This window comes from Streptomyces lothianensis (assembly GCF_047779955.1).
Lineage (GTDB): Bacteria > Actinomycetota > Actinomycetes > Streptomycetales > Streptomycetaceae > Streptomyces.
Genome location: NZ_JBLMKT010000057.1, coordinates 22,246 through 46,577 on the forward strand (window position 1 = coordinate 22,246; position 24,332 = coordinate 46,577).

Here is a 24,332-nt window from a genome sequence, read left to right on the forward strand (position 1 = left end):
ACCCACCGCTCCCGAGGAGGCCCCCCGGCATGTCCGCCGACCACCGCATCGGACCGCCCCTGACGGGCGGTGAACGCGACACCCTGCGCGCCTTCCTCGACTACCACCGCGCGACCCTCGCGATGAAGTGCGAGGGGCTGGGCGACGAGGAGCTGCGGCAGCGTTCGATGCCGCCGTCCACGCTGAGTCTGCTCGGCCTGGTGCGGCATATGGCGGAGGTGGAACGCGCCTGGTTCCACCGGGTGTTCGAGGACCGCGAGGCCCCCATGGTCTGGTCGCAGGAGATCGACTTCCAGGCCGCGTACGACGCGAGCGCCGCCACGCGCGCGGAGGCCTTCGGTGCCTGGGCGGCCGAGGTGGAGCGCTCGCGCCGGATCGAGAAGGAGGCCGAGTCGCTGGATACGACCGGCGTCCAGCCGCGCTGGGAGAAGGAGGTCTCCCTGCGCATGGTGATGGTGCACGTCCTGCTCGAATACGCGCGCCACAACGGCCACGCGGACTTCCTGCGCGAGGGCGTCGACGGCACTGTCGGGGCCTGACCCGCGGGCGTCGACGGCACCGTCGGGGCCTGGCCCGCGGGCGGAGGCACGGTTTCGGCGCCTGACCCGCAGGCGCCGGGCGCGGCTCAGCTCGCCCGCGCCGCGCCCCCGTCGCCCGCGCCGAGCACCCGCTCCACCCCGTCGAAGCGGACCCCGCAGCCGGCGAGCACATCGCGTACGACCCCGGGGCGCGCGGTCATCGCGAGCAGCAGATGCTCGTCGCCGATGCTCTTCTCCTTGCGGGCCAGCGCCACCCGGAGCGACTGCTCCAGGATCGTCTTGGATTCGCGCGCGAAGGGCCGGTGCCCGGAACCGGCCCGGCGCAGCCATCCGGCCGGCCGGCGGCCGCGCGCCAACGCGCCTTCGCCATGGGCCTCCTCGACCCGCGAGACGATCTCACCGACATCGATCCCGAGCCCGGCGAGCGCCTCCGCGTCCGCCGCCGAGACCCCGCCCCTGCGGCGTGCCTCGTCGAGCCCGGAGACCACGGCTTCGGGCCGCAGCCCGAGGGCGGCAAGGGCGAAGGCCGCCTTCGTGCCCTCGGCCTCGATCAGCGCGAGCAGCAGATGCGCCGGTTCGACCGCCTCCGCACCCGCGCGCTCCGCATGCGTCACCGCGCCCTTGACCACGGTCCTGGCGCCCTGGGTGAACCGCTCGAACATCACTGCCTCCCATGCTTCTTGTGCACGGCCTGCCTGCTCACGCCCAGTTCGGCGGCGATCTCCTGCCAGGACCAGCCCTGGTTGCGCGCGCTGCGCACCTGGACGGCTTCGAGCTGTTCGAGCAGTCGCCGCAGTGCGGCGACCGCCCGCAGCCCGGTCCTGGGGTCGCGATCTCCGGCCCGCTCGGCGAGATCCGTCGCTTCGGTCATGCTGTCAATTTAGGTTGACAGAGGCAGTGGCGTCAACCTTTATTGACAGCAGGCGGGGGTGGACCGAAGCGCCGACGCCTCAGACGGACAGCACCAGCTTCCCGAACAGATCCCCCGACTCCATCCGCGCGAACGCGTCCCGCGCGCGGTCCAGCGGCATGATGTCGTCGATGACGGGCCGGACCCCCGTGGCGGCACAGAAGGCGAGCAGATCCTCCAGTTCGTCCTTGGTGCCCATCGTCGAGCCGACGATCCGCAGCTCCAGGAAGAAGACCCGGGTCAGCTCGGCGTGCGAGGGGCGGTCTCCGCTCGTTGCGCCCGAGATGACGAGCGTGCCGCCGGGGCGCAGGGACTTGATCGAGTGCGACCAGGTGGCGGCGCCCACCGTCTCGATCACGGCGTCCACCCGCTGCGGCAGCCGCTCCCCCGGCGCGACGGCCTCCACCGCGCCCAGCTCCACGGCCCGCTTGCGCTTGGCCTCGTCGCGGCTCGTCGCGAAGACCCGCAGACCGGCCGCCTTGGCCAGCACGATCGCCGCGGTGGCGACACCGCCGCCCGCGCCCTGCACCAGGACCGAGTCCCCGGGCCGCACACCGGCGTTGGTGAAGAGCATGCGGTACGCGGTGAGCCAGGCGGTGGGCAGACAGGCGGCCTCGGCGAAGCTGAGCTCCTTCGGCTTGGGCAGCACGTTCCAGGTCGGGACGGAGACCTGCTCGGCGAAGGTGCCCTGGTAGCGCTCGGTGAGGATGGAGCGGGGCTCCTTGGGGCCGACCCCGTGGCCGGACTGGCCGATGACGGAGTGCAGGACGACCTCGTTGCCGTCGGCGTCGACGCCGGCCGCGTCACAGCCGAGGATCATCGGCAGCTTGTCCTCGGCGAGGCCGACGCCGCGCAGGGACCAGAGGTCATGGTGGTTGAGGGAGGCGGCCTTGACGTCGATGGTCGACCAGCCCTCCCGTACGGCGGGAGCGGGGCGTTCGCCCAACTCCAGTCCGTTCAGCGGCTGGTCACGGTCGATTCGGGCGGCGTATGCAGCGAACATGGGCCAGACGATAGGCCGCCCACGTACCGCCCCGTAACCACCACCCGGTGTGATCTCGCCCGCCACACCGGGTGGCGAGGAAGGGGCGGGGACGGGGACTGGCCACGCAAAAGGGCCCCGCCCAAACGGACGGGGCCCTCTCACACGCACCTCAGCGTCGGGCCACACCTTCGGCGCGAGCCGCGGCCGCCACCGCCGCCGTGACCGCAGGAGCCACCCGCTCATCGAACGGTGAGGGAATCACGTACGAGGCCGAAAGCTCGTCCCCGACCACCGCGGCCAGCGCCTCCGCCGCCGCGATCTTCATCCCCTCGGTGATCCGCGAGGCCCGCACCTGCAGCGCCCCGGCGAAGATCCCGGGGAACGCGAGCACGTTGTTGATCTGGTTCGGGAAGTCCGAACGCCCGGTGGCCACGACCGCCGCGTACTTGTGGGCGACGTCGGGGTGCACCTCGGGGCTCGGGTTGGCCATGGCGAAGACGAACGCGTCCGGCGCCATCGACGCGACCGCCGGCTCCGGCACCGTACCGCCGGAGACGCCGATGAAGACATCGGCACCGGCGAGGGCGGATTCGAGGGACCCGGAGATGCCGGCCTTGTTCGTCAGCTCGGCCAGCTCGCGCTTGACCGGCGTCAGGTCGTCACGGTCACGGCTGACGACACCCTTGCGGTCGGCGACGGCCACGTCCCCGATCCCCGCTTCGAGCAGGAACTTGGCGATGGCCACCCCGGCCGCACCGGCGCCCGAGATCACCGCGCGCAGCTCGCCGAGCGTACGGCCGGTGAGCTTCGCGGCGTTGCGCAGCGCGGCCAGCGTGACGATGGCCGTGCCGTGCTGGTCGTCGTGGAAGACCGGGATGTCCAGCTCCTCCTGGAGCCGCTTCTCGATCTCGAAGCAGCGCGGCGCCGAGATGTCCTCGAGGTTCACACCACCGAAGGAAGGGGCGAGCCGCTTGACGGTCTCGACGATCTCGTCCACCGAGGTGGTGGCCAGGGCCAGCGGGACCGCGTCCACGCCGCCGAACTGCTTGAACAGAATCGCCTTGCCCTCCATGACCGGAAGGGAGGCGGAAGGACCGATGTCACCGAGACCGAGCACGGCCGTACCGTCGGTGACGACGGCCACGACGTTGGAGGTCCACGTGTAGTCGTGGACGAGCTCCGGCTGCTCGGCGATGGCGCTGCACACCTTGGCGACGCCAGGCGTGTACGCGAGGGACAGGTCGTCCTTGTCGCGGACCGGCACAGTGGCCTGAACAGCCATCTTGCCGCCGCGGTGGAGCGCGAAGGCCGGGTCGAAGGGCTCGTCGGCCCCGTGCGTCCCGGCGTCGCTGCGAGGATTGACGATCTCCGCTGCCACTTTGTCTGACCCCTTAAAGGTTCAATCGTTGAGGGTTGCCACTCCCTGTTCAGGAGTGGGCGGGCACCGCGCAGACGCCTCGCCGTTGGGCGATGCCCCTCCCTGCCGGGAGGAAGCTGTCTGCGCGCGGGCGCGCCGCACACGCGCCCTGGTCCCCGGATGAGGGGTGTAACGCTCTTTTGTACAGGATGAACCTGGCCGCGCACGAGAGAGATTCGCCTCAGCCGCAGGCCGGATGCCCGAATTGGGAGGAAAGTCCAATCGGCTCGCCCGGACCTCGGGGCAAACCACCCGGGATCTCGGATCAACTCGGGATCAAGCGGACTTCATCCGTTCAGCGGGGCCACACCGAGCGCATACGGAGACAGGCGCTCACCCTTGAAATCAAGGGGTCCGACCTCCCGACCGGCACCCGTTATCCGATTTTGACATCGGCAGCCCCCTGAATCCGCCCGTCCGAATGGCAAGATGCCGTAATCACACAAGGTCGCGGTACCCGAAATCGTGTGCTTCGACCGCTGAACACCTCAAACGCCTCATCAGCACGCATCTGCCGGAGGACCCTCATGGCCGCAAGCACCATTCGTCGTACGACCGCCAAGTCCCGGCTCGCCGCGGTCGGCGCCATCGCGGTCGCCGGAGCCATGCTCCTGACCGGGTGCGGGGACCAGACCGAGGACAGCGGCTCGGACGAGCCCACCAAGAGCGCCGGCACCGAGGCCGCCCCGCTCGCGGACAAGCTGCCCCAGAGCATCCGCGACGCGGGCGTCATCAAGGTCGGCTCGGACATCGCGTACGCGCCCATGGAGTTCATGGACGAGAACAACAAGCCGGCCGGCGTGGACATCGACCTCGGCAAGGCGATGGGCGAGGTCCTCGGCGTCGAGTTCAAGTTCGAGAACGCCACCTTCGACCAGCTCGTCCTCGGCATGAACAACGGCCGTCACGACATCGTCATGTCGTCGATGACCGACACCAAGGAGCGCCAGCAGGGCGCGAGCGACGACGCCAAGGGCGGCGCCGACTTCGTGAACTACTTCAAGGCCGGCTCGGCGATCCTGACCCACAAGGGCAACCCGAAGAGCATCAACGGCCTGGACGACCTGTGCGGTCTGACCGTCGCCGCCCAGCGCGGCACGGCCAACGAGGACCTCCTCAAGGCCACCCAGGACAAGTGCGGCGACAAGAAGATCAAGGAGTTCATCTCCGACCAGGACACCGACTCCATCACGCAGCTCCAGACCAAGCGCGCCGACGCCGTGATCACGGACTTCCCGGTGGCGCTGTACAACGAGCTGGAGGCCGGCGACGGCAAGCTCTTCGAGGTCGTCGGCGACCAGATCGACGCCGCCCCGTACGGCATCGCGGTCAGCAAGAAGAACACCGAGCTGCGGGACGCGATCAAGGCCGCCGTCGAGAAGATCATCGAGGACGGCACCTACGGCGAGGTCCTGAAGAAGTGGAAGGCCGAGTCCGGCGCCATCGAGACGGTCACCATCAACGCGGGCAGCTGAGCCGGCCGCGCTCCGCTCCCCCCGCTCCGTAAGACAAAGGCAGTAGCTCTGTGACTGACCCCCTCGACAAGGTCCCCGACGCGGTCCCCCCGGACCGCCCCGGTGCGACCGCCGTCTCGAAGACCGTCCCCCCCGAGGCCATCAAGGCCATCCCCGTCCGGCACTACGGGCGCTGGATCGGGTCCGTCGTCGTGATCGCCCTGCTCGCCCTGCTGGTGCGGGCGTTCGCCGACGCCCAGATCCAGTGGAGCGTCGTCGGTGAGCAGATCACCGACGGCACCTTCGCCCGTGGTGCCTGGGAGACCCTGAAGATCACCGTCCTGGCCATGTTGATCGGCGTCGTGCTCGGCGCGATCCTCGCCGTCATGCGCCTGTCGCCGAACCCGGTGCTCTCCTCGGTGGCCTGGGGGTACATCTGGTTCTTCCGCGGCACCCCGGTGCTGGTGCAGATCTTCCTGTGGTTCAACCTGTCCCTCGTCTTCCAGACACTGGACCTCGGGTTCATCTACAAGGACGAGATGAACGACGTCATGACGCCGTTCGTCGCCGCGCTGCTCGCGCTCGGCCTCAACGAGGCCGCGTACATGGCGGAGATCACCAGGGCCGGCATCCAGTCGGTCGACACCGGCCAGACCGAGGCGGCGCACGCCCTGGGCATGAAGGGCTCGAAGACCATGCGGCGCATCGTGCTGCCGCAGGCCATGCGGGTGATCATCCCGCCGACGGGCAACGAGTTCATCAACATGCTGAAGACCTCGTCGCTGGCGTTCGCGATCGGCTACGGCGAGCTCTTCCTGCGCGGCCGTCAGCTCGGCTCCCGTACGCTGGCCGTCATGGAGAGCCTGATCGTGGTCTCCGCCTGGTACCTGCTGCTGACCACCGTGTTCAGCATCGGCCAGTACTACCTGGAGCGGCACTACGCCCGCGGCAGCCACCGCACCCTGCCGCCGACACCCCTGCAGCGCATCAAGGCCCAGCTCACCTCGTTCCGGGTGCAGAGCCAGGTGGGAGGCAAGACCGTATGAGTTCCCAGACCGCGCTGCCGATGGTGAAGGCCGAGGGCGTCCACAAGTCCTACGGGCATGTGGAGGTGCTCAAGGGCATCGACCTGGAGGTCGCCCCGCGCGAGGTGTTCTGCCTCGTCGGCCCCTCCGGCTCCGGGAAGTCGACCTTCCTGCGGTGCATCAACCACCTGGAGAAGATCAACGCCGGCCGGCTCTCGGTCGACGGCGAGCTGGTCGGCTACCGCGAGAAGAACGGCAAGCTCTACGAGCTCAAGGACAGCGAAGTCGCCCGCAAGCGCCGCGACATCGGCATGGTCTTCCAGCGCTTCAACCTGTTCCCGCACATGACGGCGCTTGAGAACGTCATTGAGGCCCCGGTCCAGGTCAAGGGCGAGTCGAAGGCCGTGGCGCGCGAGCGTGCCGTGCGGCTGCTCGACCGGGTGGGCCTCGGCGACAAGTCCGGGAACTACCCCTCCCAGCTCTCCGGCGGCCAGCAGCAGCGCGTCGCGATCGCCCGTGCGCTCGCGATGGAGCCCAAGCTGATGCTCTTCGACGAGCCGACCTCCGCGCTCGACCCGGAGCTCGTCGGTGACGTCCTCGACGTCATGCGGGGCCTGGCCGAGGACGGCATGACGATGATCGTCGTCACCCACGAGATGGGCTTCGCCCGCGAGGTGGGCGACTCGCTGGTCTTCATGGACGAGGGCGTGGTGGTCGAATCGGGCCACCCCCGCGACGTACTGACGAATCCGCAGCATGAGCGGACGCAGTCGTTCCTGTCGAAGGTGCTGTAGCACTCCGGCATGCGGACAGGGGCGGTACGGGCTTCCCGTACCGCCCCTGTCGTTTGCGTCGTTCACGTAGTTCACGTCGTTCGCGGCGTCCACGCCGTTCGCGTCGTCCGCGGCGTCCACGCCGTTCGCGTCAGCCCCCGGGGGCGCGGGAACGGAGCCCCCAGCCGCTCACCCCGTGCGCTACTTCAGGGCGAGCACCAGAGCATCCGCCGGCGAGGCCCACACCGTGCGGGCCTCGGCGAAACCCTGCTCGCGCAGGGCCGAGGCGTGCCACTCGGCCGAGGGCATGTCGCCGTCCGCGTGCTCGCCGTAGATCGCGAAGCGCTCGGCGGTCGGCTCGGCAAGCACCGGATCCGCGGCGGCGAGCTGCCACCACTCCGTCCAGTCGAGCACTCCCTCGGTCTTCGCCCGCCGGGCGCGCGCATTGCGGTACGCGCTCTCCGCCGCGTTGATCCCCGGCGTGGCCGGATCGGGCATGTGGTCGGCGTTCATGAAGACGCCGCCCGCGCGCACGAGGCCCGCGATCTGCCCGTACAGAACGGCGAGCTCAGGACTGTGCAGCCAGTGCAGCGCCGTCGCGGTGAGCACCGCGTCGTACGAGTCGTACGGGAGCTTCGCCGCCCACTGCGGATCCTTGAGGTCGGCCCGTACCAAGGTGACGCGCTCGTCGCCCGCGAACGTGCCCTCGGCGATGGTGAGCAGCGCCGGGTCGAGGTCGACGCCGGTGGACCGCGCCTCGGGGAACCTCCTGAGGAGCCGGTCCGAAATACTCCCCGTACCGCAGGCGAGATCGAGCACCCGCGCCTTCGGGCCGGCGAAGGCCTCCACCATGTCGAGCATGACCGCGAACCGCTCCTCGCGGTCCGGCAGGTACCACTGCTGCTGCCGGTCCCAGCTGTCCTGCCAGGCGCGCCAGTCGGTGCGCGTGCTCTCGCCGGTGGTGCTCGTGCCGGTGCCGATGTCGGTGCCGGTGTCCGTCATGGATCCCCTCCGTAACGTAATACCCTGGGCGTAAGGCCTGACTGCAGCCCCAGCCCATTACCTCCGCACGAAGAAGATAGACCTCATCCGTAAGGACTACAAGTGGAACTGGCCTATTACTCGAACTATGCGGTGCGCCTCGTGAACAGCGAGGAGCCGCTCCGCGGCAAGGACGAACTGACGAACGTGGAGGCCGTGCGCGCGCTCTTCGGCGCGAACCAGTCGGCGGCCCGGCGCGCCACGGACACGGACGTCACCCGCTTCCGCTCCGTACGGGCCCGCCTGCGCGCCGTCTTCGACGCGGCCGACGGCGGCGACGAGACGCTCGCCGTCGACCTGCTGAACTCACTGCTCCTGGAGTTCCCGGTGAGCCCGCAGATCTCCGGGCACGACCACCGCGACGACGACGGGCGCCCGCTGTGGCACATGCACCTCGCGGACCACCCGTCCAACGCGACTGCCGGCTACGCGGCGATCGCCTCGATGGGCCTAGCCTTCCACCTCACCGAACACGGCGTCGACCGCCTGGGCCTGTGCCAAGCGGCCCCCTGCCGCAACGCCTATCTCGACACATCGACCAATCGCTCGCGCCGCTACTGCTCCGACCGCTGCGCGACCCGCGCCAACGTCGCGGCCTACCGGGCCCGCAAACGCGAGGAGGCCGCCGAGCGCACCGAACGCGAGGACGCGGCCGAACGCACCGAACGCGAGGCGAGGACCGGCCGCAGCGCCGACAACAGCCAGAACACCAGCAACTGACCCTTGGCCCGCGGCCGGTAGCGCCCCAGCACCTTGGCGAGCACCAGTTCCTCGGGCACCGTCCCGTAGTCCGTGCTGTCACCGCCGGCGAAGGAGTTGTCCCCGAGCACCCACCAACCGCCGTCCCGCCGTTCGGCGGCGCGCTTGACGACGAGCAGATCCTGCTGGAAGGGATGCCGGAGCACCACCACGTCGCCCGGCCTGATCCGCACCCCGTACCGGATCAGCAGCTGATCGCCGTGGTGCAGCGTGGGCACCATCGACGGTCCGTGCACCTCTGCGATCCCGAACGGCACCCTGTCCTCGCCGCCACGCCCCGACTTCCGCATCAGGTACCTCCGCCTTCGTGTCCCCGACCACCTCTCAGTGTGCCGTGGGATCCTCCACGGGTCCCAGGCTTGCCCTGGACTTTTGGCCTAAGCCGCCGGGGGCACCCGCGAAACCGACTCCTCAGGGGAGTAACCTCCCACGTGAGAAGACGATCACGAGGAAGGACAGCTCTATGCTCTCCCGCCTGTTTGCGCCCAAGGTGAAGGTCAGCGCCCACTGCGACCTGCCCTGCGGCGTGTACGACCCCGCCCAGGCCCGTATCGAGGCGGAATCCGTCAAGGCCGTCCAGGAGAAGATGGCCGCCAACGACGACCCGCACTTCCAGGCTCGCGCCGTTGTCATCAAGGAGCAGCGCGCCGAGCTCGCCAAGCACCACGTCTCGGTGCTGTGGAGCGACTACTTCAAGCCGCCGCACTTCGAGAAGTACCCGGAGCTGCACCAGCTGGTCAACGACGCCCTCAAGGCCCTCTCGGCCGCCAAGGGCTCGACGGACCCGGCCACCGGCCAGAAGGCGCTGGACTACATCGCCCAGATCGACAAGATCTTCTGGGAGACCAAGAAGGCCTGATCTGCGCATGGCCATCCCGGCTCGCCAACTCAGCGCGCACGGCAGGTCAGAGCACCAACGAGAAGAGCCCGGCCGCAGTATGCAGTCGGGCTCTTCTTCCGTCTCAAGATCCAATGGGAGACGTTTGGGAGACGAGGTCAGGATGACCGCCTGCGGCCCTCCGACTGCACGGACCCCTGCTCGTCCGACGCCGACTTCTCCCACGCCTCCTGGAGCGTCCGAGCAATGCTGAGCTCCATCTCCGGCGAGGTGTGGCTCAGGCCGCTGGTCGACAAGACCGACGCCTACAACGACTGGGCAGCGGTCCGACGCGGCGACCGGGACCAGCTGGCGGAAGCAATCGTCGAGGAGGCAGGACGCCTGCTCGCCGGGCCCTGGCCGCCACTGGACTGATCTCACCGGCGGCAAACGAGGATGCCGCCAAGACAGGTGATCTCGTACGCGCCATTGCGGGCGATGTGATCGGCGACGAGGGCCCGGGCCCGGTCGATGGTCGCGTCGAAGGGCACGTCGTGCTGGTCTGCCCAGGCGCGATACGAGGCCATGTGGGCGATGACGGGCTCGGGGTCGCGGACCGTGATGGTCCCCGGCAGTTCGGCGACCTCCACCCGTCCAAACTCCTCGCCGAGGAGGGCCGGGGCCTGCTCCAGAGAGAAGCGGGCACTGAGCGAGATCCGGGCCGGGCCCCGGTCGGTACCGAGGACCTCGCCCGCGGCCCGTTGCCAGAGGTCGTCGAGTTCGGCCTTGTCGCGGTCGCTGTTGGTGGAGGCGACCACCACCCCGTCGTCGGCTACGACCCGAGCCAGTTCCCTGATTGCCTGGGAGATGTCGGGCACGTGGTAGAGCATGTGGAGCGCGAGAGCGGCGTCGGCCCTCCCCGCCGCCAGCGGAAGCCGCGTGGCATCCGCCACGGCAACCGGGCCGGGGACGCCCGCAAGAATGCCGGTAGCGATGTCGAGGCCGAGCAGGGACAGGTCCGGACGGTCCCGACGGAGCCGCTGAATGAACTTGCCGTTGCCACAGCCGATATCTACGACGCGCCCGCGTACGTCGCCCAGCTGCTCGGCGACGAGACCAGGCAGGTCGTACCGAGGCGTCTGCCACTGGTAGAGCGACTGCCGGGCCGCAAGGTCGCGGTCTCCGTTGTACGCACGGCCCGCCAGGCGGGCCCGGTCGGTGACGGCAGCGTCGTGGGCAGCAGACAGGTCGGTCACGTCGGCAACTCCGGAGGGTGGGCGGCGGGCAGGGACGCACGGACGGCCGTGTGCTGGAGTCGTTCGCGCAGGTGCACTGCCTGCGCGGCTCCACCGTACTGCGGCCCTTCCAGCTCCCGCCCGAGAACGGTGAGCCGGCGCACGATACTGGCCGACATGCGCTCGGGCGAGGACTGAAGAACAAAGCCGAGCATCTCCTCCGTGCCCTCCAGGTCGCCCAGGAACAGGTGCCCGCTGGCGAGGTCGAGGTGCGCGGCGAACAGGTCACCGACCGACTGGTCATCTCCGTCCGCGCTGCGGTAGAGGCGGATCGCCGTCTCCGCGCTGACGATAGCCCGGTGGACGTGCTCCTGCCCGCCCAAGGCCAAGAGGGTCGTTCCGGCGTACGCGAACTGCTTGGCCGCGGGGAAGTCGAAGACTCCCAGTACCTCGTCCCGGCCCGAGATCGCCTCGCGCGATCGTTCGGCATCCGACAGGGCGGCGAGCGCGCCTGCCGAGTCGCCGACTATCGCCAACGCCCGTGCCTCCAGACTCGCCAACCGTGCGCCGATGCTGCCGCTGGCCCTGTGCCGCCGACCGGCCTGCGCCAGCCGGGCCGCCTGCTCGTACCGCCCTGTCCAGTACGCGATCAACGACTCCACGGCCCGTACCCAGGCCAGCATCCCCTCGTGCCCGGCCGCCTCGGCACAGGCGCGTGCGGTGCGGGCGTGGGTGGCGGCGGAGTCGTAGTCGCCGAGGTCGAGGCAGACGTGCGCGGACAGGCCGCAGAGGCGAGCAGCGGAGAGGTAGAGGTCAGTGGTCTGCCGAGGGTGTTGACGCCCGCGCAGCAGCTCGAAGGCCCCGTCCCGTAACCGCCTGATCTCAACGTACTGCTCCATCAGCGGGTGGCTGACGTACGTACGGGCGAGCCGGCCGACGTCTGCCTCCAACTGCTCGACGACGAACTTGTCGGCGTTCCGCTGCGCGATGAAGCGGGCGAAGTCCGCCGACCGCACCGCGTCCTCCGAGAGCGGGACTTCACGGACGTGAGTGTCTTTGGACGGCAGCACCGATGGCACGGTCTCGACCTCAGCGGCGTCAGCCCCGTCCCGCTGCCTCTTGCTGATGGCAACGGCTTGGTCGAGTACGGCGACATCGACACCGAAGACCTGCGCCAGGTACTTCCGGGCGTAGGGAACAGGAACTCGCGCTTCGCGCTCGTACCGCCCGATCTCCTTGCCGGTCTTCGCAGAACGCCCCTCCAGGGCGTTGTACTCGTCGGCAACCCTCTGCTGGCTCCAGCCGCGCTCAGTACGCAGCCGGACGAGCAAGGCGCCGATCCCGGTGTCGCCCATGCCGTCCCTCAGGAACACGTGACCTCTGGCCCCCATAGTGGCCCCCGTCTTGGCCCCCGTGCTGGCTCCCGACCCAAATGAGTTAAGTCGCTTTGCTGTTGACCATGGCAAGCAGACTCACCAACCAGACGACCGACGCCGCCCCGGACCTCCTTCCGGGCACGGGCCGGCACCGCACCATGCTCTTCCCCCGCCGTCGGACCACGCCGCGTACCGCTCGCGACTTCGTCGCCGCCACGCTGACCGAATGGGGTGAGACGAGCCGCCTCGACGACATGCGGCTGTGCACCTCGGAGCTCGTCACCAACGCCGTGCTGCACGGGGTCCCCGTGGGCCGGCTGGTCCTGGTACGGGTCGAGTCCCTCGACGCGGAGCTGCGGATCGAGGTCCACGACAGCGGCGTGAACAGGCCGACGCAGCGGGTTCCCGAGGAGTCCGCCGTCGACGGCCGCGGTCTGCTGATCGTCGCCGTGACCACCGACAGCTGGGGCGTGAAGGAGCGGACGGGCCCCGGAAAGTGCGTCTGGGCCGCCTTCGACCGTGCCAAGAACGGGGCCGCGCCCATGCCTCCCCACACCACCGGCCCCCAAGGAGACACCTCGTGACCACCCACCCCGTCTCGCCGAACACCGTTCTCGCCAACGCCCTCCACCACGCCGAGGACGTCCTGACGCCGCGCATCCTGGCTGCCCCACCCGAGCGGATCGTGCTGGTCGTCGGCACTCAGATCAACGGCGCCCCACACATCGGCACCTCGCTCGTGCAGTCCCTGGCCTTCGCCATGGCCGCCCGACTGCGCGACCGCTTCGGGCTCCCCACCGAGGTGCTCTTCAGCGCCCTCGACAACGCCCCGTACGAGCTCGCCACCGACCCGGCCAGCGGCAACCGCTACCAGCGCGCCTACGCCCAGGCCCTCGTCGAGCAGGCCCTGCTCGACATCGTCACCGCCCTCTACCAGCCCCTCTTCACCGCTCTGTCCAGGCGCCTGGGCATCCCGCACCGCATCGAGACGTACACCCAGCAGCAGGCCGGCGAGCACTACCGCCGCACGTGGCTCCGGCTCCTCCCCCGCATCGACGCCGCCCGCTGGTGGCTCGCTCCCTCCACCGGAACCCCGCACCTCCGCGTCCCCTGCCCGCGCCCCGCCTGCGGCTGGGCGGAGAAGCACGCCGAACGCACCCGGGTCCGCCTCACCGGGCCCGAGTCGGCGGTGGTCTCCGCCGTCTGCCTCCACCACGGCCCGTACGAGGCCACCATCACGCCCACCGCCGGCGGCTACCTCGACCTGGCCACCCTCTATCGCAACCTGGTCAAGGAACTCGCCCTGACCAGCCCGCAGGGCACCCTGCACGTCATGATCAAGGGCGGCGACTGGGTCTTCGGCTCCCACCTCGTCGACGAGGCCCTCCAGGCCGTGGGCCTCACCCGCGCCCAGCTCCCTGCCCGCCTGTTCTGCCCCCAGGTCGTCACCGACACCGGCGCCAAGCTGTCGAAATCCCTCATACGAGAAGGCCGTGCCCCCTTGCCCGAGGGCGCCGCCCCTTGGATGCTCGACACCCGGCAGTGGCCCGGCACCGCCACCGAGTACGCCGACCAGCTGCTCGCCATGGCCGAGACCCTGCTCTCCGCCCCCCGCCACTTCTTCCGCTCGTACTCGGCCGCCGAAATCGGCCGCCTGATCACCGCACCGTCCCTCAGGAGCGTTCCCTCCCGATGACCGACCGCACCGCCCGCGTCCGCGAGCTCAACCTCTACCGCCAGTACTTCGAGCTCGTCGCCGCGGGCACCAAGACCATCGAGGTGCGGGTCAAGTACCCGCACCTCGCCGACCTCGCCGTCGGCGACACCATCCGCTTCCGCATCAAGGACACTGACGAAACCTGCGACGTCGAAGTCCTCCAGGTCACGGAGTACCCCGACTTCGAGGCCCTCCTCGACGGCGAAGGCCCCTCCAGCGTCAACCCGACCGCCACCCGCGACCAGCAGCTGGCCAACATCCGCACCATCTACGGGCCCGAGAAGGAAGCCCTCGGAGCCCTCGCCATCGAGATCAAGCGCATGGCCTGACCGATTCCCGCTCTTACAAGATCGGATACTCGGAGCCATCCTCGACCGGAACGGCAACGCCCATCGAAGCCGCCCCCGGCGGCACCACCCAGGAGGGGATGCGGTGACCAGTTCAGTTCGCTGGACGGATCGTCTGTCCACCGGTACGGAAGCGACTCAGGACGACGTGGTGCGCTGGTACCAGAGCACGCGCGAAGGCAAGGCGTACGTGCCCACGATGATCTGGGGCACGCTCCAGACCGAGGCGTACGCCACCGTGATCCTCGGCCAGGTCGTCGACTTCCTCGGCATCCCGAACGACGTACCGGCAGGCGTCGCCAGGCGCATGCAGCGACAGGAGGTTCTGTACGACGGCGAGCACCACTACGACGTCGTCGTCGGGGAGCAGGCGCTCTACACGAACATCGGCGGACCCGAAGTCATGCAAGAACAGATCGAGCGCCTCCTGCGAGAGCTCGACCTGGCTTCTCTCACACTCGGGATCCTTCCCTCCACCGCACGGGTGGACCTGTTCCCCGTCCACGCGTTCAACATCTACGGCGATGGCGACCGGGCCCACGTCGAACTCGTCTCCTCCTCCGTGGACATCACGGAACAGAGCGAACTCGACCTCTACAGCAAGGCCTTCGCCGCCCTGAGCAGTGCGGCAGCGTACGGCGACGCCGCCGAGGATCTCCTGAGGAAGGCCCACTCCTTCTGGACCAACACCCCGCTCCCGCAGTAGTCCCCTCGACGCACCAACGGCCGGAGCGCCGCAACGGTCTGCAGCGCACCCGATCAGACCGTCCCGCCCCTCACATGCCCGACAGCCGGTCCGACGAAGGGAACCCTGTGACCCAGCAGGCCGACGGCCAACCGAAGGCCCTCAAGCCGGCGCTCGAATCGATGACCCTGCTGGTCGCGGCTGTCATCGTCCACGACAAGGCCACCAACCGCGTCGTCCTCCTCCAGCGCAGCGAGAACGCCAAGTTCGCCCAGGGCATGTGGGACCTCCCCGTCGGCAAGAGCGAACTGGGCGAACCCATCACTGAAACTGCGGTCCGCGAGCTGTACGAGGAGACCGGCCTCACAGTGAAGCCCGAGTCCCTCAAGGTCGCCCACATCATCCACGGCGCCTGGGGGGTGGAGGCCCCCAACGGCTTCCTCACCGTCGTCTTCGTCGCCCACGAGTGGGCAGGCGAGCCCGAGAACCGCGAACCGCTCAAACACGCCCAAGTCGGCTGGGTCCGCGCCGACGCCATCCCCGAGAACTTCGTGGACACCACGTCAAGCGCCCTCCACCGGTACCTCACCGGAGGCCCGGAGGTCTCCCTGTGCGGCTGGCGATAGAAGCGCCGGGTACGGGCACGTCGTCGCCCTACGGGTTCGGGACTGCAGGCGCGGGCAGGTCAAGGGCACGAGCAAGAGCCGCACAAACGGGGTCAGCATGGTCAGGCAAGTGCAGGGCTGCCCAGCCGATGGCAAGGCGATGGAAGGCAGCCAGGTCACGTTCCGCATCGGCAAGCAGGCGACGCAGATCGATGATGGGCAGCTCGATCGCAGGGCTGTCCTGCTGCTCAGCGTCAATGGTCAGCCGCACCACGTCGCCCATCCGTTCGGCAAGCGGAGAGGGGTCATGGCCGAAGGAGGCCCAGCCATCTCCAGCGACGACCGCAAGCCAGTCGCGTCGTTCGTCCAGCCCGCTGCAACAGCCCGGCGACAGGGCGATGCCGGTTGCTGTATCAGTCACCCGCAGGCCGCCGGCGGCGAAAAGGTTGTCCATAGTGAGGAGCCCGTGCAGGAAGTTCCCTAGCGGATCGGTAGGCCGTTGCGGTCGCCCCTCACCCTCCAGGTCGACGTTGTTGCACTCGGCAATACGCATGACAGCCGTGCCGACCTCGGCAGGGCTGAGCGCACCGCCGAGCGCAAGGAAGTCGTAAGCCCCACACTCGGCCACCGGCCAGAGGTCGAAGTCATCGGTGGCGCAGGTCTCCAGGACGGGCTGCAGGACGATCATCCGGAGAGTGTGCGGCATCCCTGCGGGCCGGCGCATTCGAATACCGAAGAGTGCCCGCCCCAGTCCGCACACAGTCCGCAGGACACCCGATCAGGACCGCCGTACCCCATCGCCAGCCATCAGCAAAGGGCCAGGTCAGCACCTCGCGGGGAAGATCCCCGCAGGACACCGACCTGGCCGATTACCAGGAGACCAAGAAGGCCTGATCGAGGGCTGTTTCGTTTCGGGCTGCGATCGGTGCACCATCGCAGGTCAGAGCGACGGTCACAGAGGGCTCGGCCATTCGGCCGGGCCCTCTGTGCAGTTGGGGACCGGCCCCGGCCCGGTCCTCAGGAGGCCGGGGGGAGCCGGTTGCAGAGGAAGCAGCCCTCCCAGAGCGGGAGCGCGGTGAGGATGCGGTGGCGCACGCACGACGCCATCGCGGCCTCGTCCGGGCCGGGAAAGCCGTCTGCGGCGCCGCTGCCGGCGGACGGGGTGCACGACTCCACCATGGTCGTGAAGTGGCGCAGGTAGTCATGCGCGCGGGGCGGATAGTAGCCCAGCTCGCTCCAGCGGTGTCCGCTTGCCGCGAGTGCCACGGCACTCAGCACGAAGTCCTTGGCGCGGGCGCGTTCCCGCTCCGTCGCACCCCAGTCGAACTCCGTCAGGTCGAACCCGACGTCACCGCGCCCCATGATGGTCTGGTCCTGCAGGCTCAGCAGCGCCGCGAAGCGGAAGTCCCACGGCTCGGAGGCGAGGTCGGACACGGCGAGCATCAGCACGTCGATGAACACCTCGGTGGCGCCGTTGGACAAGTTCAGGTCATGGCCGGTGCCGGCGCCGGTGCCGGAGAATGTGTTGCTCACCGGCCTATGATGCGGTCCCTGCCCCCCCGCCTGGCCGGAGAATTCGCATGACGGATCCCAGCACCGGAAAGGTGGTCGTGAACAGGGCGATGTCCCTGGACGGGTTCATCGCCGGTCCCGGCCACACGATGGACTGGGTCTTCGAGCACATGACGTCGGCCACGTTCCCCGAGGTCATGGCTGCCACCGGCGCCATGCTCATCGGCCGGCGCACGTACGAGGTGGGCAAGCGCATGTCCGGCGGGAACCCCGACTACGACGGCGGGGCGCGATTCGTCCTCACCCATCGCCGGCCCGACGAGCCGGACCCCGGCGTCACCTTCCTCACCTGTGGCGTCGAGGAAGCCGTGGCCACGGCACGCCGCGCCGCCGGGGACCGGAACCTTGAGATCCTCGGCGCCGACGTGGCCGCCCAGTGCCTGCGGCTCGGCCTCGTCGACGAGATCCTGGTGTACGTGCTGCCGGTGCTGCTCGGCGACGGCGTCCGCTTCGCGCCCGAGGGCCGCCTCGGACGGATCGACCTGGAACCGTTCGACAACGTCCGGTCGGGCGAAGTCACCATGCTGCGATTCCGCGTGCGGCGGGCGCGGCCATGATGCTTCCGCGGGGGACCGGCGTTGGCCGCCATCCGCGCGGTCATCAGCGGGTGCCGGCAGGAAGCGGTCAGGAGCGTCACGCCCGACCGGATGCGGGTGGTCAGGCCGGCCTGCCAGGACCGTGAACGGCTCTCAGCGGCTTCCGGCCGGCCGGAACAGCCGGTGGTGTCAGCGGGTCAGGCTCGCGAGGGTGTCGTTCAGGTCGGTGGCCTTGGGGCGGTTGTGGGGGAGCTTGGCGAGGAGTTTGGCCATGCCGCAGGTGTCCGTGAGGGCGGAGAAGACCAGGCCGCCGGCGACGCCTGCGGAGAGCCAGCGGGCCGCGTTCCAGCGGCGGCCGGCGACGAGGCCGGTCAGGACGAGGGATCCGGCGGCGAGGCGGACCTGGCGGTCCATGGCCCACGGGGTGCGGGTACCGGCGGCGCGGTGGGTGTCGTGGCCGAGCTGCGTCCACGTGGTGGTGCCGCCAGTGAGGGTGGCGGCGGTGATGCCCTGATCGGCCAGGAGCTGGCAGGCGGTGGCCGAGCGGGCCCCGGAGGCGCACACCATCAGGAGGTCGCCGCGCTCGGCCGCGGACTTCAGCGCGGGCAGGGCGGTGTCCAGGTGGTCGAGGGGGATGTTGTGGGCTCCGGGCACATGACCGGAGGCGTACTCGCCCGGCGTGCGTACGTCGATGATGGTCAGCTCGTGCAGACGGGCGTTGGCCTGCTCGGCGGTGAGGGCGGTGGTGTGTGCCACGGGGAATTTCCTTTGCTCGGTGGGGGCTACCCCTTGGGTAGGGTACCCATGGGGGTATTTCGAAGGAGTGTGGGTTGTGGAACTGGCGATGGCGGCTGAGGAACTGAAGACGGTGGTCAACCGGCTGCGCCGGGCGCAGGGCCAGATCGCCGGGGTGATCAAGATGATCGAGGAGGGGCGGGACTGCGAAGACGTGGTCACGCAGCTCGCCGCGGCCTCCCGGGCCTTGGACAAGGCGGGATTCGCGATCATCGCCACGGGGCTCGAGCACTGCCTGACCGATGAGGACATGGCCGCTTCCGGTGACCGGGAGCAGATGCGGGCGCGTCTGGAGAAGCTGTTCCTTTCTCTGGCCTGAGGTCGCTCACCTCGTACGCCACCTGAGGTCGCTCGCCTCGTACGTCAGGTGAGCGCGTCGATGAGCATGAAGGCGGCCACAGCGAGCAGCACGACGGCGAAGGTGCGACGCAGTCGCGTGCCGCTGAACTTGGCGGCCAGGCGTTTGCCGTCCCAGGCGCCGAGGATCGCGGCCCCGGTGAAGGGGCCGATGACCGCCCAGTCGATGCCCGCGGTGGTGGCGCCTCGCGTGGCCAGGGAGGCCAGCGAGTTCACCGAGATGACCAGCAGGCTCGTACTGACGGCGGCCTGCATCTCGAAGGCAAGCACCGTGACCAGGGCCGGGACGGCGAGGAAGCCTCCGCCGACGCCGAGCAGTCCGGTCAGCGCCCCCAGTCCCGCGCCGGTCCCGGCGGCCTTCGCCGGGCGCACGGCAGGGGTCGGTCCACTGCCGGTGCCAGTGCCGGTGCCACTGCCAGTTCCAGTGCCACTGCCGGTGTTCGGTACCGCCTTCGGGCCGGTGCGCAGCATCTTCACGGCGGCCAGGGCCGCTACGGCGGCGAACGCAGCGGTCAGTACGGGCTGAGGGAGCCGGGATGCGGCGGCACCGGCCGCCGCGGCGGGCAGAAGCCCGGCGGCGGCGAACAGGGCACCGGCCTTCCAGCGCACGCTGCCGGTGCGGGCGTGCGCGTACAGGGCGGTGAGCGAGGTGACGGTGACGATGATCAGACTGGCGGTCGTGGCGGCGGCCGGGGCGAAGCCGAGCAGGTAGATCAGCGCGGGAACCGCCAGCACGCTGCCGCCCCCGCCGAGCGCACCGAGCGCGAGGCCGACCACGGATCCTGCGATCAGGGCCAGGATCAGCACGCTCACGCGATGACACCGCCGCCGCCCTCGGGTCCGGCGCCGCCGTCCTCGGGTCCGGCGAGGGCCAGTCCCGCCTCGGCGGCAGCGTCGAAGGCGTCGTCGACCGCGACCACGTCACGGCCGGCGGCAGCCAGCAGGGACGCGGCGATCGCGGCGCGCATACCGCCGGCGCAGTGCACCCAGACCACCCCGTCCGGCACCTCGTCGATACGGCCGCGCAGCTCGTGGATCGGGATGTGCACCGAGCCGTCGATGAAGCCGCCCGCGCGCTCGGAGTCCCGGCGCACGTCCAGGACGACGGTGCCCTCGCCGCGCTCGCGCACCTGGGCGAGGTCGGCGAAACGGGCGCGGGGGAAGGAGGCGAGCTGTTCTCCGGGACGGATCCAGCCGCCCGGATCGCCGGTGGCGGCGGCAGCCGGGCGGTCGATGCCGACCCGGGCCAGCTCCCGCTGGGCCCGGGCGATCTGCTCCGGGGTGTCGGCGAGCAGGGTGACGGGCTTGCCCCAGGGGATCAGCCAGGCCAGGTACGTGGCGAGCTTGCCCTCGCCCTCGAAGTTGTAGGAGCCGGCCACGTGCCCTTCGGCGAAGGCCATACGGCTGCGCAGGTCCACCACCCACTCACCGGCGGCCAGCCGGGCGGCGATCTCCTCGGCGTCCGCGGGCCGGGGCGGGGTGAGGTCGAGGGGTGGGGGGCCCGCGGCGTTGGCCGGGCCCATGTGCGCGTAGTAGGCGGGTACGTCGTCGAGCCCGGCGAGCATGCGGGCGACGAAGGTGTCCACGTCCAGGGTGAGCGCCTCGTTGGTGCTGCGCTCCTTGCCGATCGTCGTCGCGTCCCCCTCGGCCTGGGACGAGGAGCAGAAGCTGCCGAAGCCGTGGGTGGGCAGTACCGGCACCTCGTCGTCCAGCTCGTCGACCAGGCGGTGGGCGGAGGCGTGCTGGGCACGGGCCAGCTGTTCGGTCAGCCTCGGTTCGACCAGGTCCGGGCGGCCCACGGTGCCGATGAGCAGCGAGCCACCGGTGAACGCCGCCACGCCACGTCCGCCCTCGGTGAGGACGTAGGAGGTGTGGTGCGGGGTGTGGCCCGGAGTGGCGATGGCGCGCAGCGCCAGGCCCTCGTCGACCGTCACGGTGTCCCCATCGGCGACGGGGGTGCGGGCGAACGACACGTAGGCCCCGGCCGGGACCAGGTACTGGGCGCCGGTGATACGGGCCAGCTCCAGGCCGCCGGTGACGTAGTCGTTGTGCACATGGGTCTCGGCCACGAAGGCGATGCGCACCCCGCGGCGGGCCGCTGCGGCGATGACCTGGTCGATGTCACGTGGCGGGTCGATGACCACTGCGGCATCGGGCCCGCCGGCCAGGTAGCCACGGTTTCCCAGGCCCTCGAACTCCATGGTGTCGACGAAGAACACGACTCACGACTCCTCTCGAACGTGTACCCCGGGGGGTATCTGCCACTCACCCTAACAGCTATACCCAGGGGGGTATTCCGAGGGAGAAGTGCGCGATCGATCAGGAGCGGGTCGGCAGTCGGACACACCTCAGGGGCCCGACCGAAGAAGTACGGGGTACGGCCGGGCCCCTGAGGTGCTCGTACGGGCGGCGCCATATCGGTGGCGGCCCGAGCCGACGGGTCCGTAGGATCCCGGGCAGGATGGGGCTCGTAGCGCAGTGGTCGTCGCGCCTTCACGGCATGTAGGAGGACGCCGGTTCGAATCCGGCCGGCCCCATCCCGCCCCGACCGAGGGTCCTACAGCGTGGTGACCTCGCCAGCCGGCGGGGGCATGACCGTCACCAGTTCGCCGAAGTCGCTGAGCGCCGCGGAGAGTTCACCGTCCGCGGACTCGGATCCGACCGGGTAAGGCTTGCCCTCCGCGGCCACGTAGAGCGTGTGCTCCTGGCCGTTGGCCATGCCCGTGACGGCGATGACCTTCGTGTCGTCGATCTCGCTCCGCTCGCCCTTGACCGGGTCCGTGAGCTGCGTGGTGGCGAGCGTCTGCAGGGTGTCGAGGTTGCAGAGGATCTTGAGGCCTTCGAGCCCCTCGGAGCCGTCGAGGTCCCGTTCGATCCACTTGCCCTCGAGCTCGTCGGTCTCGGAGGAGGGAGAGGAGGGGCCGCCCGAGTCGGAGGTCAGGTTCTCCAGCATGTTGTCGTCCGGCTTGATCCACGTCGTCCGGTCCGCCTGGACCATGAAGGCGAAACCGCCGCCGTCGTCCGGCAGCTTCATGTCGCCGGTGCAGTTGCCCTGGCGGTCCACCGACAGGTCGGCCTCCTCCACCCCGGTTCTGGCGCCGTCGTCCTTGATCTCGATATGTACGGAGTCCGCCGCCTTGAACGCCGCCGCGGACCGCCGAAGGATCTGTTCCGGATCCAGGTTCACGACGCCGTTGTCATCCGCCGCCACCGCCGCCGTTCCCGCGAAGCCACCGAGGGCCAGCGCCGCCGCGGTAGCCGTGACACCCAGGGTCCTGGCCGCATGTGAGCCCGCCATGAGAAGCCTCCCGTTACCCGATCGGCCCCCCTTTCTCACGTGTCGACCGTATCCGTCACCCATTCGGCCCGCATCCGGGCCGGGCGCCAGGGCCTGGCGGAGTGCCCGGATGGTGCACCCAGCCCGGCCCGGCCGAAGATCGGGCCGTGCCTGAGTCGGACGTGCGCGGCGCGGACCCGCACCGCCTCCGCTCCCTGCACCGCGCCGCAGCCGCGCGGACCACGCAGCTGCCGTGGCGTCACTTCCTGCTGATGTTTCTCGCCCTCCTCGTCGTCTTCGGTCTCGGTATCGGCTTGTACGTGAATGAGCGGCTGACCCGTGAGCGCACCCTGACCGTGGGTGCCGCCGAAGCACGCAACCGCATCGAGGTCGAGGCCACGGTGCACGGCACCGATGCGCAGAAGCGCGAAGTGACGCTGAGGCTCACCGCGGAACCGCAGGGCCTATACGCCGATTCCGACGGAGGCCCCCGCAAGGAACTGAAGATCATCACCAACGCGCCGGACGCGCAGGAACTCACCTTTCCCACGGACGGCACGGCCCGGCTGCGCGACCTCACCCTTCCGCTGCGCCAAGGCACCGTCTCCGACTATCCCTTCGACCGCTACGAGAGCCTGCTCGCGGTCGGCGCGATGCTGGGCGGCGACGAGGTTCCGGTGGTGCTCAACTTCCGTGACCAAAACGCGAACTTCGTCTACGGCACACGCACCACCGGCTACTCCTCGGATGTGGCGCATGTGACCAGCAAGGTGTCCCGCTCCAGATCCACGTTCATCATGGCCTGGTTCATGATGGGCGCGATGTGGGCCATCGCCCTGTCCGTGGTGCTCGCCTGCTGGCTGGTGGTGCGCCAGGGGCGCGGCCTGCTGTGGGCGGCCCTCGGCTGGTTCGCCGCCAGCCTCTTCGCCCTGGTGGGTCTGCGTAATGCCGCTCCTGGCTCACCTCCCAATGGCTGTCTGCTCGACTACGCCGCCTTCTACTGGGCCGAGGCCCTGATCGCGCTCGCCCTGACCCGCCTGGTCTTCCACGGCATCAGCCTGGAACACCGCCTGGGCGGCCCGGCCTCACCGGCCTCCGCGGACGAGACCGCACGCCCGCGGGGGCTGCACCGGCGCCGGGTGCAAGCCGGCAGCAGGGTCCGGCGTCCCCGTCCACGCAGGTGACGGGTATCGCTCGGGCTTCTGCGCGCCTCCCGCTCCCCTACTGGTCCCTGCGGCGGACGCACACGACCGCGATCCCGGCCGCCACGACGATCCACACCCCATAAACCGTCCAGGCCCCGCTTTCGCTCCACCCGAACCGGGCCGCGCTGTAGTTCGGTTCGGCAAGGCGGGACCAGGCCGCGGACGGCAGGGTGTGGCCGAGGAGGGCCGACCAGTAGCGGCCTTCGGTCAGGGCTATCGGCAGGAGCAGCAGGACGGTCACCATCGCGATCAGGGTCGTCGAGGTCTGCCGGATGAGCGCGCCGAGCGCGAAGCCTGCTAGCGCGCAGACCGGGGCGAGGAGCGCGGAGGCGAGCAGGAGCCGGAGCGCACCAGGGTGGTCGAGGCCGATGCCCGCATCGCGTGCGCCGAGGATCGCCTGCGTGCCGAAGAAGGAGGCGGCGGCAAGGAACAGTCCGAAGGCCGTGGTCAGAGCACCGAGCACTGCGGCCTTCGCGGCCATCACCGCACCGCGGTCCGGGACGGCGGCGAAGGTCATGCGCACTGTGCCGGTGCTGTACTCGTTGACGATGGTGAACGCCCCCAGCGCGCCTAGGGCGAGCATCAGGATCATTGCGGCGTTGGTGTTGAAGGCGTGCTGCAGCGGTATGCCGTCGTGGATGAACTGCGCGCGATCGGCCGCGCTCCGCTCCGTCCAGTACTTGTACGTGTCGTAGGCGCCGCCCAGGTTGAAGGCGAGGACGGCCAGGGCCGTGACCCCGTACGCAAGGGGAGTGGAGCGCAAGGAGCGGAGTTTGCTCCACTCGGCGGCCATCAGGTCGAGGAAACGGGGCCGGGGTTCAGGGCGGCTCTCGCTGTCCGGGCCTGCGGTCGGGTTCAGGGATGCGAGCGTCATGACGTCTCCTGGGGTCGGAGTCGGGCGGGGC

The 24,332-nt window shown here is 69.8% G+C and carries 29 protein-coding genes, 1 tRNA gene and 2 pseudogenes; 16 read left to right on the forward strand and 16 right to left on the reverse strand.

Annotated elements, in window-relative coordinates; genetic code table 11:
• Positions 1-29 precede the first annotated feature (29 nt).
• The gene (locus tag ACLF6P_RS19775; protein ID WP_415951859.1) at positions 30-539 is read left to right on the forward strand and encodes a DinB family protein; all 510 of its coding nucleotides are present in this window, start codon (positions 30-32) and stop codon (positions 537-539) included.
• Between the two features lie 86 nt (positions 540-625).
• Here the strand turns inward: ACLF6P_RS19775 and ACLF6P_RS19780 are convergent, their stop codons facing one another.
• The 4 genes from ACLF6P_RS19780 to ACLF6P_RS19795 form a co-directional block, all read right to left on the reverse strand.
• Positions 626-1,201 carry a Clp protease N-terminal domain-containing protein gene (locus ACLF6P_RS19780; RefSeq protein ID WP_415951860.1) on the reverse strand — a complete coding sequence of 192 codons (576 nt, stop codon included), beginning with the start codon at positions 1,199-1,201 and terminating at the stop codon, positions 626-628.
• Positions 1,201-1,410 carry a helix-turn-helix domain-containing protein gene (locus ACLF6P_RS19785; RefSeq protein WP_415951861.1) on the reverse strand — a complete coding sequence of 70 codons (210 nt, stop codon included), beginning with the start codon at positions 1,408-1,410 and terminating at the stop codon, positions 1,201-1,203. The genes ACLF6P_RS19780 and ACLF6P_RS19785 overlap by 1 nt, the downstream gene beginning before the upstream one ends.
• A 79-nt stretch (positions 1,411-1,489) precedes the next feature.
• Positions 1,490-2,452: a zinc-binding dehydrogenase gene (locus ACLF6P_RS19790; protein WP_415951862.1), complete on the reverse strand. Its 963-nt coding sequence runs from the start codon at positions 2,450-2,452 to the stop codon at positions 1,490-1,492.
• A gap of 151 nt (positions 2,453-2,603) precedes the next feature.
• Positions 2,604-3,812 carry an NAD(P)-dependent malic enzyme gene (locus ACLF6P_RS19795; RefSeq protein ID WP_415951864.1) on the reverse strand — a complete coding sequence of 403 codons (1,209 nt, stop codon included), beginning with the start codon at positions 3,810-3,812 and terminating at the stop codon, positions 2,604-2,606.
• 566 nt (positions 3,813-4,378) lie between these two features.
• Between ACLF6P_RS19795 and ACLF6P_RS19800 the strand changes: the two genes are divergently transcribed.
• The 3 genes from ACLF6P_RS19800 to ACLF6P_RS19810 are packed head-to-tail and all read left to right on the forward strand — an operon-like array spanning position 4,379 to position 7,124.
• A complete protein-coding gene (locus ACLF6P_RS19800; RefSeq protein WP_415951865.1) occupies positions 4,379-5,326 on the forward strand; it encodes an ABC transporter substrate-binding protein in 948 nt (315 codons plus the stop codon).
• Positions 5,327-5,376: 50 nt separating this feature from the next.
• Positions 5,377-6,351, forward strand: a complete 975-nt coding sequence (locus ACLF6P_RS19805; protein ID WP_415951866.1) for an amino acid ABC transporter permease — start codon at positions 5,377-5,379, stop codon at positions 6,349-6,351.
• A gap of 20 nt (positions 6,352-6,371) precedes the next feature.
• Positions 6,372-7,124 (forward strand): amino acid ABC transporter ATP-binding protein, encoded by a 753-nt coding sequence (locus tag ACLF6P_RS19810; RefSeq protein WP_415951964.1) that lies wholly within the window; start codon positions 6,372-6,374, stop codon positions 7,122-7,124.
• Positions 7,125-7,304: 180 nt separating this feature from the next.
• Here ACLF6P_RS19810 and ACLF6P_RS19815 read toward each other — a convergent pair whose 3' ends face one another.
• Positions 7,305-8,105, reverse strand: coding sequence for a class I SAM-dependent methyltransferase (locus tag ACLF6P_RS19815; protein WP_415951868.1), 801 nt, complete (start codon positions 8,103-8,105; stop codon positions 7,305-7,307).
• A gap of 102 nt (positions 8,106-8,207) precedes the next feature.
• Here ACLF6P_RS19815 and ACLF6P_RS19820 point away from each other — a divergent pair, with 102 nt between their 5' ends.
• Entirely contained in the window at positions 8,208-8,864 is a 657-nt protein-coding gene (locus tag ACLF6P_RS19820; protein WP_415951869.1) for a CGNR zinc finger domain-containing protein, read from the forward strand.
• Positions 8,865-8,902: 38 nt separating this feature from the next.
• On the opposite strand, the pseudogene sodX reads toward ACLF6P_RS19820, so the two are convergent.
• Positions 8,903-9,193: pseudogene (gene sodX / locus ACLF6P_RS19825) on the reverse strand (nickel-type superoxide dismutase maturation protease); the annotation flags it as partial.
• Between the two features lie 173 nt (positions 9,194-9,366).
• Here sodX and sodN point away from each other — a divergent pair.
• Both sodN and ACLF6P_RS19835 read left to right on the forward strand, forming a co-directional pair.
• The gene (sodN, locus tag ACLF6P_RS19830; protein ID WP_415951871.1) at positions 9,367-9,762 is read left to right on the forward strand and encodes a superoxide dismutase, Ni; all 396 of its coding nucleotides are present in this window, start codon (positions 9,367-9,369) and stop codon (positions 9,760-9,762) included.
• A gap of 225 nt (positions 9,763-9,987) precedes the next feature.
• Positions 9,988-10,155, forward strand: coding sequence for a hypothetical protein (locus tag ACLF6P_RS19835; RefSeq protein ID WP_415951873.1), 168 nt, complete (start codon positions 9,988-9,990; stop codon positions 10,153-10,155).
• A 2-nt stretch (positions 10,156-10,157) separates the two neighbouring features.
• Here ACLF6P_RS19835 and ACLF6P_RS19840 read toward each other — a convergent pair whose 3' ends face one another.
• Positions 10,158-10,976 (reverse strand): class I SAM-dependent methyltransferase, encoded by an 819-nt coding sequence (locus ACLF6P_RS19840; protein WP_415951874.1) that lies wholly within the window; start codon positions 10,974-10,976, stop codon positions 10,158-10,160.
• Entirely contained in the window at positions 10,973-12,310 is a 1,338-nt protein-coding gene (locus ACLF6P_RS19845; RefSeq protein WP_415951875.1) for a helix-turn-helix domain-containing protein, read from the reverse strand. Before ACLF6P_RS19845 ends, ACLF6P_RS19840 begins: the two co-directional genes overlap by 4 nt.
• A gap of 104 nt (positions 12,311-12,414) precedes the next feature.
• On the opposite strand from ACLF6P_RS19845, the gene ACLF6P_RS19850 reads away from it, so the two are divergent.
• From ACLF6P_RS19850 to ACLF6P_RS19870, 5 genes are all read left to right on the forward strand, one after another.
• Positions 12,415-12,915 (forward strand): ATP-binding protein, encoded by a 501-nt coding sequence (locus ACLF6P_RS19850; RefSeq protein WP_415951876.1) that lies wholly within the window; start codon positions 12,415-12,417, stop codon positions 12,913-12,915.
• Positions 12,912-14,027, forward strand: a complete 1,116-nt coding sequence (locus ACLF6P_RS19855) for a hypothetical protein (RefSeq protein ID WP_415951878.1) — start codon at positions 12,912-12,914, stop codon at positions 14,025-14,027. The genes ACLF6P_RS19850 and ACLF6P_RS19855 overlap by 4 nt, the downstream gene beginning before the upstream one ends.
• On the forward strand, positions 14,024-14,377 hold the full coding sequence (locus ACLF6P_RS19860) for an ASCH domain-containing protein (RefSeq protein ID WP_415951879.1): 354 nt from the start codon (positions 14,024-14,026) through the stop codon (positions 14,375-14,377). The genes ACLF6P_RS19855 and ACLF6P_RS19860 overlap by 4 nt, the downstream gene beginning before the upstream one ends.
• 103 nt (positions 14,378-14,480) lie before the next feature.
• Positions 14,481-15,101 carry a DUF5753 domain-containing protein gene (locus ACLF6P_RS19865; protein ID WP_415951880.1) on the forward strand — a complete coding sequence of 207 codons (621 nt, stop codon included), beginning with the start codon at positions 14,481-14,483 and terminating at the stop codon, positions 15,099-15,101.
• A 74-nt stretch (positions 15,102-15,175) separates the two neighbouring features.
• Positions 15,176-15,706, forward strand: coding sequence for an NUDIX domain-containing protein (locus tag ACLF6P_RS19870; protein ID WP_415951882.1), 531 nt, complete (start codon positions 15,176-15,178; stop codon positions 15,704-15,706).
• Positions 15,707-15,734: 28 nt separating this feature from the next.
• Here the strand turns inward: ACLF6P_RS19870 and ACLF6P_RS19875 are convergent, their stop codons facing one another.
• Positions 15,735-16,373: a hypothetical protein gene (locus tag ACLF6P_RS19875; protein WP_415951883.1), complete on the reverse strand. Its 639-nt coding sequence runs from the start codon at positions 16,371-16,373 to the stop codon at positions 15,735-15,737.
• Between the two features lie 329 nt (positions 16,374-16,702).
• Positions 16,703-17,218, reverse strand: a complete 516-nt coding sequence (locus ACLF6P_RS19880; RefSeq protein WP_415951884.1) for a hypothetical protein — start codon at positions 17,216-17,218, stop codon at positions 16,703-16,705.
• A gap of 47 nt (positions 17,219-17,265) precedes the next feature.
• Here ACLF6P_RS19880 and ACLF6P_RS19885 point away from each other — a divergent pair, with 47 nt between their 5' ends.
• Positions 17,266-17,814: a dihydrofolate reductase family protein gene (locus ACLF6P_RS19885; protein ID WP_415951885.1), complete on the forward strand. Its 549-nt coding sequence runs from the start codon at positions 17,266-17,268 to the stop codon at positions 17,812-17,814.
• A 20-nt stretch (positions 17,815-17,834) separates the two neighbouring features.
• Here ACLF6P_RS19885 and ACLF6P_RS19890 read toward each other — a convergent pair.
• Both ACLF6P_RS19890 and ACLF6P_RS19895 read right to left on the reverse strand, forming a co-directional pair.
• Positions 17,835-17,933 (reverse strand): annotated as a pseudogene (locus ACLF6P_RS19890) (LLM class F420-dependent oxidoreductase); the annotation flags it as partial.
• A 49-nt stretch (positions 17,934-17,982) separates the two neighbouring features.
• The gene (locus ACLF6P_RS19895) at positions 17,983-18,549 is read right to left on the reverse strand and encodes a rhodanese-like domain-containing protein (protein WP_415951887.1); all 567 of its coding nucleotides are present in this window, start codon (positions 18,547-18,549) and stop codon (positions 17,983-17,985) included.
• A 76-nt stretch (positions 18,550-18,625) separates the two neighbouring features.
• Here ACLF6P_RS19895 and ACLF6P_RS19900 point away from each other — a divergent pair, with 76 nt between their 5' ends.
• Entirely contained in the window at positions 18,626-18,907 is a 282-nt protein-coding gene (locus ACLF6P_RS19900) for a metal-sensitive transcriptional regulator (protein WP_415951889.1), read from the forward strand.
• 44 nt (positions 18,908-18,951) lie between these two features.
• Here ACLF6P_RS19900 and ACLF6P_RS19905 read toward each other — a convergent pair whose 3' ends face one another.
• Together ACLF6P_RS19905 and ACLF6P_RS19910 are read right to left on the reverse strand one after the other, a co-directional pair.
• Entirely contained in the window at positions 18,952-19,758 is an 807-nt protein-coding gene (locus ACLF6P_RS19905; RefSeq protein WP_415951891.1) for a sulfite exporter TauE/SafE family protein, read from the reverse strand.
• Entirely contained in the window at positions 19,755-21,164 is a 1,410-nt protein-coding gene (locus ACLF6P_RS19910; protein ID WP_415951892.1) for an MBL fold metallo-hydrolase, read from the reverse strand. Before ACLF6P_RS19910 ends, ACLF6P_RS19905 begins: the two co-directional genes overlap by 4 nt.
• A gap of 244 nt (positions 21,165-21,408) precedes the next feature.
• Between ACLF6P_RS19910 and ACLF6P_RS19915 the strand changes: the two genes are divergently transcribed.
• Positions 21,409-21,482: transfer RNA gene (locus tag ACLF6P_RS19915), tRNA-Ala, on the forward strand.
• A gap of 20 nt (positions 21,483-21,502) precedes the next feature.
• Here ACLF6P_RS19915 and ACLF6P_RS19920 read toward each other — a convergent pair.
• The gene (locus tag ACLF6P_RS19920; protein ID WP_415951893.1) at positions 21,503-22,243 is read right to left on the reverse strand and encodes a LolA-like protein; all 741 of its coding nucleotides are present in this window, start codon (positions 22,241-22,243) and stop codon (positions 21,503-21,505) included.
• A 146-nt stretch (positions 22,244-22,389) separates the two neighbouring features.
• Here ACLF6P_RS19920 and ACLF6P_RS19925 point away from each other — a divergent pair, with 146 nt between their 5' ends.
• Positions 22,390-23,406, forward strand: a complete 1,017-nt coding sequence (locus tag ACLF6P_RS19925; protein WP_415951895.1) for a DUF4436 family protein — start codon at positions 22,390-22,392, stop codon at positions 23,404-23,406.
• Positions 23,407-23,443: 37 nt separating this feature from the next.
• Here the strand turns inward: ACLF6P_RS19925 and ACLF6P_RS19930 are convergent, their stop codons facing one another.
• Positions 23,444-24,301, reverse strand: coding sequence for an ABC transporter permease (locus ACLF6P_RS19930; protein WP_415951896.1), 858 nt, complete (start codon positions 24,299-24,301; stop codon positions 23,444-23,446).
• Positions 24,302-24,332: the final 31 nt, after the last annotated feature.

Coding starts and splice junctions, on each gene's coding strand:
- ACLF6P_RS19775 (WP_415951859.1), top strand. CDS start 30: ATGTCCGCCGACCACCGCATCGGACCGCCCCTGACGGGCGGTGAACGC.
- ACLF6P_RS19780 (WP_415951860.1), bottom strand. CDS start 1,201: ATGTTCGAGCGGTTCACCCAGGGCGCCAGGACCGTGGTCAAGGGCGCG.
- ACLF6P_RS19785 (WP_415951861.1), bottom strand. CDS start 1,410: ATGACCGAAGCGACGGATCTCGCCGAGCGGGCCGGAGATCGCGACCCC.
- ACLF6P_RS19790 (WP_415951862.1), bottom strand. CDS start 2,452: ATGTTCGCTGCATACGCCGCCCGAATCGACCGTGACCAGCCGCTGAAC.
- ACLF6P_RS19800 (WP_415951865.1), top strand. CDS start 4,379: ATGGCCGCAAGCACCATTCGTCGTACGACCGCCAAGTCCCGGCTCGCC.
- ACLF6P_RS19810 (WP_415951964.1), top strand. CDS start 6,372: ATGGTGAAGGCCGAGGGCGTCCACAAGTCCTACGGGCATGTGGAGGTG.
- ACLF6P_RS19815 (WP_415951868.1), bottom strand. CDS start 8,105: ATGACGGACACCGGCACCGACATCGGCACCGGCACGAGCACCACCGGC.
- sodN (WP_415951871.1), top strand. CDS start 9,367: ATGCTCTCCCGCCTGTTTGCGCCCAAGGTGAAGGTCAGCGCCCACTGC.
- ACLF6P_RS19835 (WP_415951873.1), top strand. CDS start 9,988: ATGCTGAGCTCCATCTCCGGCGAGGTGTGGCTCAGGCCGCTGGTCGAC.
- ACLF6P_RS19845 (WP_415951875.1), bottom strand. CDS start 12,310: ATGGGCGACACCGGGATCGGCGCCTTGCTCGTCCGGCTGCGTACTGAG.
- ACLF6P_RS19850 (WP_415951876.1), top strand. CDS start 12,415: ATGGCAAGCAGACTCACCAACCAGACGACCGACGCCGCCCCGGACCTC.
- ACLF6P_RS19860 (WP_415951879.1), top strand. CDS start 14,024: ATGACCGACCGCACCGCCCGCGTCCGCGAGCTCAACCTCTACCGCCAG.
- ACLF6P_RS19870 (WP_415951882.1), top strand. CDS start 15,176: ATGCCCGACAGCCGGTCCGACGAAGGGAACCCTGTGACCCAGCAGGCC.
- ACLF6P_RS19875 (WP_415951883.1), bottom strand. CDS start 16,373: ATGATCGTCCTGCAGCCCGTCCTGGAGACCTGCGCCACCGATGACTTC.
- ACLF6P_RS19885 (WP_415951885.1), top strand. CDS start 17,266: ATGACGGATCCCAGCACCGGAAAGGTGGTCGTGAACAGGGCGATGTCC.
- ACLF6P_RS19920 (WP_415951893.1), bottom strand. CDS start 22,243: ATGGCGGGCTCACATGCGGCCAGGACCCTGGGTGTCACGGCTACCGCG.
- ACLF6P_RS19930 (WP_415951896.1), bottom strand. CDS start 24,301: ATGACGCTCGCATCCCTGAACCCGACCGCAGGCCCGGACAGCGAGAGC.